Raw genomic sequence first — 8,335 nt, 5'->3', positions numbered from 1 at the left:
GGGGGGGGGGGGGGGGGGGGGGGGGGGGGGCCGAGAGCAGCGGGTGAGTGGCTCCGCTCCTGTCCCCCGGGCCGTGCCGGCCCTCCTCCTTTACCTCGCTGAGCCACTCACCCGCTACTCTCGGCAACAGGCGCTGGGCTTTTTCACCGAAACGCGAACGCCGGTGCCGGATCAGGACACCCAGGCGGCCTGATCCAGCGCCAACCCCATCACCTCACAGCAACTGGCAGGCCGTATCGAAGTCGAGGCGCGGATGCCGCGCAAACAAGCCCGCCGCATCCCCATAGCCCAGGCAGCAGATGAAATTCACCACCACCTCGCCGCCGAAGAACTCGCGGTTGACGCCGGCCGCGTCGAAGCCCGACATCGGTCCGCAGTCCAGCCCCAGCGCGCGCGCCGCCAGTATCAGGTAGGCGCCTTGCAGGCTGCTGTTGCGAAAGGCGGTGGCCTCGGCCAGCGCCGGGTTGGCTGCGAACGGCGCGGCGGCGCCCGGGTTGTGCGGGAACAGCTGGGGCAGCCGCTCGTGAAAGCGCTTGTCGTAGGCTATCAGCACGCTCACCGGTGCCGCCTGCACCTTGGCCTGGTTGCCGGGCGCCATCAACGGCACCAGCCGAGCCTTGGCCGCCGCACTGTTGACGAAGACCAGGCGGGCCGGCGAGCCGTTGGAACTGGTGGGCCCCAGCTTCATCAGCTCGTAGAGCTCATGCAGCTGGGCTGCGCTGACCGGCTTGTCCAGCCAGGCGTTGTGGCTGCGCGCGTTGCGGAACAGCAGGTCCAGCGCGGCGTCATCGAGTCTGGGCATCAGCAGTCCTCCAGCAAACAGGCGGTGGCGGTGATTTCAACACGCATATCCGGATGCGGCAGCTGGTGCACCGCCACCGTGGTGCGGGCCGGGCCGCTGAGGTCGGGGAAGAACTCGGCGTAGGCGGCGTTGTAGGCGGCGAAGTCGGCCATGTCGACCAGATAGCAGCTCAGGCTGACGCAGTGCGAGAGATCGGCGCCCTCGGCCGCCAGCGCCGCGCGGATCTTCTCGATCACCAGCCGGGTCTGGCGGGCCGCATCGCCGGGCACCGAGCCGTCGGCCTGGCGTGCGCTCATGCCCGAGACGAACAGCCAGGGGCCGCGCCGCCGCAGCGCCGGATAGTTGCCCAGCGGCGCGATGCCGGCGGCGGCCTTCACAGCTTGAAGCCGGCCTCGGCCAGCTCGGCATGCAGGGCCTGCGCGGCCTCGGGCGCCAGGCCCACCAGCGGTGCACGTACACGGCGCCAGCCCGGCTCGCCCAGGCCCTCCGCCAGCACCTCCTTCAGCGCGGCAATCATCGGCCGGGCCTGGGCGATCTGGCGCACCCTGTCGACACCGGCCTGCAAGACCTGACCCTCGGGGCGGTCCCACTGCTCGACCAGCCGGCTGATCGGGCCCGGGTTGATATTGACCGTGGCCGAGATGCAGCCGCGCGCGCCCAGCGGCCGGGTGCGCGAGATGAAGCTCTCCGAGGCCGGGAAAATCGCCAGCTCGGGAAAGCGCTCCAGCATCGTGCGCAGATTGTCCCAGTCGCCCGAGCTGTCCTTGATGCCGACGACGATGCCGGGGAAGTCGCGCAGCAGGCGCTCGATCACGCCATGGCTGATCGGCACGCCCGACAGCGCGGGGATGTGATACAGGTACAGGCGCAGGCGCGGATCGGCGATGCGCGCGATCACCTCGGCGTAGAAGGCGTAAAGGCCATGGTCGCTGATGCCTTTGTAGAAGAAGGGCGGCAGCATCAGCACGCCGGCGCAGCCGCGCTGCACCGCATGGCGCGACAGCTGGGCGGCTTCGGGGGCCGAGCAGGCGCCGGTGCCGGGCAGCATGCGGGCCGGCGGCAGGCCGGCATCGATCAGCGCGTCCAGCAAGGCCATGCGTTCGAGGGCGCTCATCGAGTTGGCCTCGCTATTGGTGCCAAAGGGCGCCAACCCCGCGCCCTGCGCCAGCAGCCAGCGGCAATGGGCGATGAAGCGGTCCACATCGGGCCGGCCATCGGACAGGAAGGGGGTGACGACGGGCGCGAACGCGCCGGTCAGGACATCGTTGACCATGGGCAGAACTCCAGCAGGAAAAAGGGAAGGGTGGTCGGGCGCCGGCTAGGGGCTCAGGCCGCGCGCGAAGCTCAAGAGGCGCTGGCCGAAGCCGTCGTCGCCGATGCCGCTGTCGAGATGGGTGACGATGGAGGTGTGGTTGTGCTCAGGTACCCAGACCAGCTGCGGGCTGCGGCCCTGTGCGAGGCCGACGCGGTGGGCGAACTCCATCGCATAGACATCGAGCCAGGGGTTCTCGTGCTGGGCCACGGCCAGCAGCAGCGGCACTTGCAGATGCGCGGCATGGCTGACCGGCGAATCGGCCTCGTAGCGACTCTCGTCCGTGCCGAAATAGGCGCGCACGCCGGCCGCGTTCGGGTTGTCGGCGCGCTGATCGGCGCGCAGCCGCGCGCTGATCAGCACCGCGCCGGCCACCGGTCCGGCCAGCGGCTGCAGGCGCGGGTCGACGAGCAGGCTGGCCACATGGGCGCCGCCGGCCGAATGGCCGATCAGCAGCATGCGCTGCGCGTCGCCGCCAAAGCCGGCCGCGTTGGCGCGCAGCCAGTCCAGCGCCAGGGCCAGGTCTTGCGCGCCGGCCGGGAACGGCGCCTCGGGCGCCAGCCGGTATTCGATATTGACGCCGACAAAGCCGTGGCGCGCGAAGAAGCGCGCCACATTGCCATAGACCTGCGCATTGCTGTCCTTCTGCCCGCGCAGGAAGGCGCCGCCGTGGACGAAGACCATGATGGGCAGGCGCGCGTCGGCGCTCCGGGCCTCGCGGCCCTGATAGATGTCGAGGCGCTGGCGCGCATGCGCGCCGTAGGCGATGTCGCGCGTGACTTCCAGCCCCGGCAGCGGGTTCGCGGCCAGCAGCGGCGTATAGGCCTCGACGATCTGGGCGCGGTGCTTGTTGATGTCCTCGGCCCAGCGCGGGCCGATCTCGCGCAGCAGCGGTTGGAGATCAACGCCGCCGGGCCGCCCCAAGGCGTTGAGCGCCCCCTCGGGGGGCAGCGAACAAAGTGAGCGTGGGGGCTCCATCAATAAACGCCCATCAGCTGCGACAGCTCGGCCATGTACTCGGCATAGCGCGGGTGCTGCTTGATCGTCTCGGGCCGGCGCGGGCGCGGCAGATCGATCGTGACCTCGCGCACCACCTTGCCGGGCCGGCCCGACATCACCAGCACCCGGTCTGACAGGAACACCGCCTCGGAGATGCTGTGCGTCACCAGCAGCACGGTCTGGCGCTGCTCCTGCCAGATGCGCAGCAGCTCGACATTGAGCTTGTCGCGGGTCAGCGCATCGAGTGCGCCGAAGGGCTCGTCCATCAGCAGGATCTGCGGGTCCAGCGCGAGGATCTGGCCGATGGCGGCGCGCTGGCGCATGCCGCCGCTGAGCTGGTGCGGGTGGTTGTTCTCGAAGCCCTTGAGCCCCAGCATCGCGATCAGCTCGGCGATCTTGGGCGCGGCCTGGGCCTCGGGGATCTTGCGCAGCTTGGCGCCCAGCGCGATGTTCTGGCCCACGGTCAGCCAGGGCAGCATATTGCTGCTCTGGAACACCACGCCGATCTCGGGGCTGGGCCCCTTGACCGGCCGCTGGTTCACCAGCACCTCGCCGCCCTCGTAAGGCGTCAGCCCGGCGACGATGCGCAGCAGCGTGCTCTTGCCGCAGCCGCTGGGGCCGAGTATCGAGACGAACTCATGGGGCCGGATCTCCAGATCCACCGCCTCCAGCGCCTTGACCTCGTGCTTGCCGGCAAAGGTCTTCAGCACGGCCCGCGCGCTGATCGCCGGAAGGCTGGGCGCGGCCACCGGCTTGGGAAGGACTTGATGCAACATCAGGGCTCACCTTAGAAAGAGATGCCACGCCACCAGACGGCCTTGGCCAGGCGCTCGACCGCGGCATACAGCAGCACGGCCAGCGCGGTGATGGTCAGGATGGCGGCAAACATCAGATCGGTCTGCGCATTCGCGGTGGCCATGGTCATCAGATGGCCCAGGCCCTGCTCGGCGCCGATGAACTCGCCGACGATGGCGCCGATCACCGCCAGCGGCATCGCGATCTTGATGCCGTCGACAAAGGCCGGCAGTGCCGCCGGCACCTGCAGCCGCCAGAAGGTGTCCAGGCGCGAGGCGCCCAGCGCGCGGAAATGCTCGTCCAGATTGATGGCCACGTTCTGCATGCCGCCCAGGGTCGCGATCACGATGGGGAAGAAAGCGAACAGAAAGGTGGCCGCCACCTTGGAGCCGAAGCCATAGCCGAACCAGACGATCATCAGCGGCGCCAGCGCGATCTTGGGCATGCTTTGCAGCGCGGTGATCAGCGGATAGAGGGTGCGGCGGGCGAAACCGCTCAGATGGATCAGCACCCCCAGCAGCACGCCGCCCAGCACCGCCGCCGCAAAGCCCACCAGCACCTCCAGCAGGGTCACCCAGGTGTTCTCCAGCAAGGCGCCGCGCGCGTTCCAGCCGGCCAGCAGCACATCGGACAGCGGCGGCAGCAGGTAGCGGCGTATGCCCAGCCAGCCGACGCCGAATTCCCACAGCAGGGCCAGCAGGCCCCAGAACAGCAGGGTCTCGAGCCAGCGCTTCAGCATCGCGTTCATCAGGCCTCGCCCCCGTCATCGCCCGTGCCGGCCTTCGCGCCACCCTGCTTGGCCGCGACCACGGCGGCCGGCGGCGGCACAACAAAGCGCTCGAAGCGGAACTGGTCGAACGATTCGATATTGCGTTCCCAGACCCTGGCCTCGTAGGGCCGCTCGGCCGTGATCTGGGTCATCTCGCAATAGAGCTCGACGTTGTTGCCGTCCGGGTCCTTGAAGACCAGGAACAGGTTCTCGCCGGGCCCGTGCTTGCCGATGCCGCGCACGATCTCGACGCCATGGGCCTGCAGCACGGCCACAGAGCGCTCCATCTCGGCCATATCGTCGACCAGATAGGAGAAATGCTCGACCCCGGGGCGGTCGTAGCGCGGCAGATCGTGCAGCGCCGCCGAGTCCTTGGGGATCTGCGACAGCGCCAGGTCGTGGTGGTCGCTGCTGGCGCGCAGGAACACCATCTGGTCGCTGATCCAGTCCGACACGGTCAGCCCCATCACCTCGGTGTAGAAGCGCACCGAGGCGTGGATGTCGCGCACCATCAGCACGATGTGGCCGAGGCGGCGCGGTCTCAGGCTTGCTCTTGTCTCCATGCTTGTCTGCTCCTGCTTGGGTCTGCGCGCTTCAGTCGCCGATGACGAAGCGGTTGGTGTAGATCTCGGCGCCGCGCACGGCGGCCGTCACATTGAAGGCCTTCTTCGCGAACTCCACCGTGCCATGCATGCGGTCGGCGCGGATATAGCCGGGCTTCTTGTTGTCGGCCGCCGGGTCGCTGATGATGGCCGTGGTTTCCTTGATCTGCTGCAGCAGGATGTCGCGGTTCAGCAGCTTGTTGCCGGCGACGATCAGGTCGGCCGCCTCCTCGGGGTTCTTGCGCATCAGCTCATAGCCGCGGTAGGTGGCCTTGACGAAGCGCCGGACCAGATCCGGATTGCTCTCGATCAGCTTCTCGCTGGTGACGAGGCCGTTGCCGTAGATGTTCAGATTGAAGTCGCGGTAGGGCAGGGCGCCGAGCTTCTTGCCCTCGCGCGCCACCAGCGATTCCAGCAGCGGCTTGTTGGCGCCCTCCCAGCATTCGGCCAGGTCGATCTTGCCCTGCAGAAAGGAGGGGTTGATCACGGTGGGGTCCAGGCGCAGCAGCTTCAGATGGTCGGCCGGCAGGCCGTTGGCGGCCAGCCAGGCCGGCACGATGTTCTGCAGCGGCGAGGCCGCGCCGCCGCCCAGGCTCAGGCCCTTCAGATCGGCCATGCTGCGCAGCGGCTTGCGCTTGCCGTCCTGCAAATAGCACAGCGCCGCCGGCCACACCGTGTTGATCGCGCCCACCATCACGGTCTTGCCGCCGTTGGCGCGGTTCAGCATCACGCTGATCGGGTCGCCGTAGCCGAACTCGAACAGGCCCTGGTCGATCTCGTTGACGGTGCGCTGGCCGCCGTAGCCGCGCTGGGCCTGCACCTCGAGGCCGGCCTCGGCGTAATAGCCCTTGGCGGCGGCCACCAGCACGCCGCCGGTGCTGCCCTGGGGCAGCCAGGCCAGGTTGAACTTGACCTTGTCTTGCGCAAGCGCGCCGCCTGCAGCGCAGGCCAGCGCGAGGGCGAGGCCGCGCAGGACGGTGATGGAAGAGGGCATGGGGCTTCCTTGGCTGGGGTGGGAGGTTCAGAGCGCGGCCGCGACGACGCGGTTGCGCAGGGTGCCGATCTGCTCGATGCTGGCCGTCATCACATCGCCGGGTTGCAGAAACCTGCCCTGGCCCATGCCGACGCCGGTCGGCGTGCCGGTGGCGATCAGGTCGCCGGGGCGCAAGGTCAGCATCGACGACAGATAGGCGATCTGCTCGGCGATATTGAAGATCATGCCCTCGGCCGTGTCGTTCTGCATCAGCTCGTCGTTGACGGCCAGCCGCATGCGCAGCTTCTGCGGCTCGGCGATGCATTGTGCCGGCACCACCCAGGGGCCCATCGGTCCGAAGGTGTCGAAGCTCTTGCCGCGGAACCAGTCGTGGGTGAAGGGATAGTCGCTGCGGCGGTTCAGGTCGCGCGCGCTGATGTCGTTGAATACCGTGTAGCCGGCGATCACCTCATGAGCCTGCTCGACCGAGACATGGCGGCAGCTGCGGCCGATGATCACGCCCAGCTCCACCTCCCAGTCGAGCTTGTGCGTCGTGGCCGGCTTGACCACATCCTCCTCGGTGGCGATCACGCTGCTCTCGGCCTTCATGAAGCAATAGGGGGCGCTCTCGCTGCGCGCGATCAGCTGGGTGCCCATCTCGGCCGCATGCTCGTAGTAGTTCGATGCGGCGCCGAAGATGCGGCCCGGCTGGTAGGGCACCAGCAGCTTGTAGCTGCCGGCGTGCAGCGGCCGCGCGCGGCCGGCGGCGCGCTCGGCATGCAGGCGCAGCGCCAGTGCATCGACCGCGGCGCGCTGCTGCTCCCATTGCGTGATCACATGCTGGCTGCCCAGCAGCAGCGGGTTGGCCTCGGCGCCCAGTGAGGCGGCGTCGTAAAGCTGCTCGTCCAGCACCAGGGCGGCGCGCGGGCCGGAACCCTGCTCGTAGGAGGCGATGGCGTACCAGTTGTTGTGCATCGGTGGTGGTCCTCTGTTTGTTGTTGTGAATACAATATCATTCACATGTATACATAACAAGCCATTCAAGCGACGACTCCGGGAAGTCACCTACACGAAAGCGATGCGATGACCATGAACGATGCCCAGCCTGACCGCGAGCCGCTGCTGGTCCTGATCCCCCTGCAGCCCGAGGCGCTGGCGGCGCTGGACGCGCGCTATGCGCTGATCTACGAGCCGGCCGGCCTGCGCGATGTCGAGGCCCTCGGCGCACTGGGCGCGCGCCTGGGCGAGGCGCGGCTGGGCCGGCTGCGCGCGGTGCTCAGCAATGGCAGCACCGGCCTGAGCGCGGCCGCGATGGCGCGGCTGCCGGCGCTGGGCCTGATCGCCAGCTTCGGCGCCGGCTACGAGAACATCGACCTGGCGGCGGCGCGCGCGCGCGGCATCGCGGTCACGCACGCACCGGGTGTCAACAACGCCACCGTGGCCGACCATGCGCTGGGCCTGATGCTGGCGCTGGCGCGCGGCTTCGTCGGGCTGGACGCGGCCGTCAAGCGCGGCGACTGGGAGCTCAGCCGCGCCGCCCGCCCGACCCTGAACGGCGCCCGGCTGGGCCTGCTGGGCCTGGGCCATATCGGCCAGCAGATCGCGCGCCGCGCCCAGGCTTTCGATATGCAGATCGCCTACACCGCGCGCACGCCGCGCGCCGAGCTGCCCTATCGCCATGTGGCCGCGCTGACGACCCTGGCCGCCGAGTCCGACTTCCTGGTGCTGGCCTGTCCCGGCGGCCCGGCCACCCGCCATCTGGTCGGTCGCGAGGTGCTGCGCGCGCTCGGCCCCGCCGGCTATCTGGTCAATATCGCGCGTGGCTCGGTGCTCGACACCGCCGCGCTGATCGCGGCGCTGGAGGCCGGCGAGATCGCCGGCGCCGGGCTCGATGTGCTGGAGAGCGAGCCCGCCGTGCCGGCCACGCTGGCCGCCTCGCCCCGGGTGCTGCTGACCCCCCATGTCTCGGGCCGCTCGCCGGCCGCCCAGCGTGCCCAGGTGGACAACGTGATCGGGAATCTGCAGGCCTTCTTCGCGGGCCGGGCGCTGCCGAGCGCCGTGCCTGCTTGAGGGGCTTTGATAC

Annotated in this window: 10 protein-coding genes; 1 reads left to right on the top strand and 9 read right to left on the bottom strand. The window is 69.2% G+C overall.

The annotated features are described in order from the left end of the window. Positions 1 to 214: 214 nt before the first annotated feature. Genes ABGI63_RS02350 through ABGI63_RS02310 form a run of 9 tightly spaced genes read right to left on the bottom strand, consistent with a single transcriptional unit; the run spans position 215 to position 7,227 of the window. Positions 215 to 802 (bottom strand): malonic semialdehyde reductase, encoded by a 588-nt coding sequence (locus ABGI63_RS02350; RefSeq protein ID WP_349740853.1) that lies wholly within the window; start codon positions 800 to 802, stop codon positions 215 to 217. Then, positions 802 to 1,179 (bottom strand): RidA family protein, encoded by a 378-nt coding sequence (locus ABGI63_RS02345; RefSeq protein WP_349740852.1) that lies wholly within the window; start codon positions 1,177 to 1,179, stop codon positions 802 to 804. The genes ABGI63_RS02350 and ABGI63_RS02345 overlap by 1 nt, the downstream gene beginning before the upstream one ends. Then, a complete protein-coding gene (locus ABGI63_RS02340) occupies positions 1,176 to 2,075 on the bottom strand; it encodes a dihydrodipicolinate synthase family protein (protein ID WP_349740851.1) in 900 nt (299 codons plus the stop codon). The genes ABGI63_RS02345 and ABGI63_RS02340 overlap by 4 nt, the downstream gene beginning before the upstream one ends. A 45-nt stretch (positions 2,076 to 2,120) precedes the next feature. Then, positions 2,121 to 3,092, bottom strand: a complete 972-nt coding sequence (locus tag ABGI63_RS02335) for an alpha/beta hydrolase (RefSeq protein ID WP_349740850.1) — start codon at positions 3,090 to 3,092, stop codon at positions 2,121 to 2,123. After that, entirely contained in the window at positions 3,092 to 3,889 is a 798-nt protein-coding gene (locus ABGI63_RS02330; RefSeq protein ID WP_349740849.1) for an ABC transporter ATP-binding protein, read from the bottom strand. The genes ABGI63_RS02335 and ABGI63_RS02330 overlap by 1 nt, the downstream gene beginning before the upstream one ends. An 11-nt stretch (positions 3,890 to 3,900) precedes the next feature. Beyond that, on the bottom strand, positions 3,901 to 4,656 hold the full coding sequence (locus ABGI63_RS02325; protein ID WP_349740848.1) for an ABC transporter permease: 756 nt from the start codon (positions 4,654 to 4,656) through the stop codon (positions 3,901 to 3,903). Continuing rightward, entirely contained in the window at positions 4,656 to 5,240 is a 585-nt protein-coding gene (locus ABGI63_RS02320) for a VOC family protein (protein ID WP_349740847.1), read from the bottom strand. Before ABGI63_RS02320 ends, ABGI63_RS02325 begins: the two co-directional genes overlap by 1 nt. A 31-nt stretch (positions 5,241 to 5,271) precedes the next feature. Further along, on the bottom strand, positions 5,272 to 6,273 hold the full coding sequence (locus ABGI63_RS02315; protein ID WP_349740846.1) for an ABC transporter substrate-binding protein: 1,002 nt from the start codon (positions 6,271 to 6,273) through the stop codon (positions 5,272 to 5,274). A gap of 27 nt (positions 6,274 to 6,300) precedes the next feature. Beyond that, positions 6,301 to 7,227 carry a fumarylacetoacetate hydrolase family protein gene (locus ABGI63_RS02310; RefSeq protein WP_349740845.1) on the bottom strand — a complete coding sequence of 309 codons (927 nt, stop codon included), beginning with the start codon at positions 7,225 to 7,227 and terminating at the stop codon, positions 6,301 to 6,303. Positions 7,228 to 7,335: 108 nt separating this feature from the next. Here ABGI63_RS02310 and ABGI63_RS02305 point away from each other — a divergent pair, with 108 nt between their 5' ends. Beyond that, entirely contained in the window at positions 7,336 to 8,322 is a 987-nt protein-coding gene (locus tag ABGI63_RS02305) for a 2-hydroxyacid dehydrogenase (RefSeq protein WP_349740844.1), read from the top strand. Positions 8,323 to 8,335: the final 13 nt, after the last annotated feature.

It is taken from the genome of Roseateles cavernae (assembly GCF_040187885.1).
GTDB lineage: Bacteria > Pseudomonadota > Gammaproteobacteria > Burkholderiales > Burkholderiaceae_C > Roseateles_E > Roseateles_E cavernae.
This window is presented reverse-complemented; position numbering and strand designations above follow the sequence as displayed.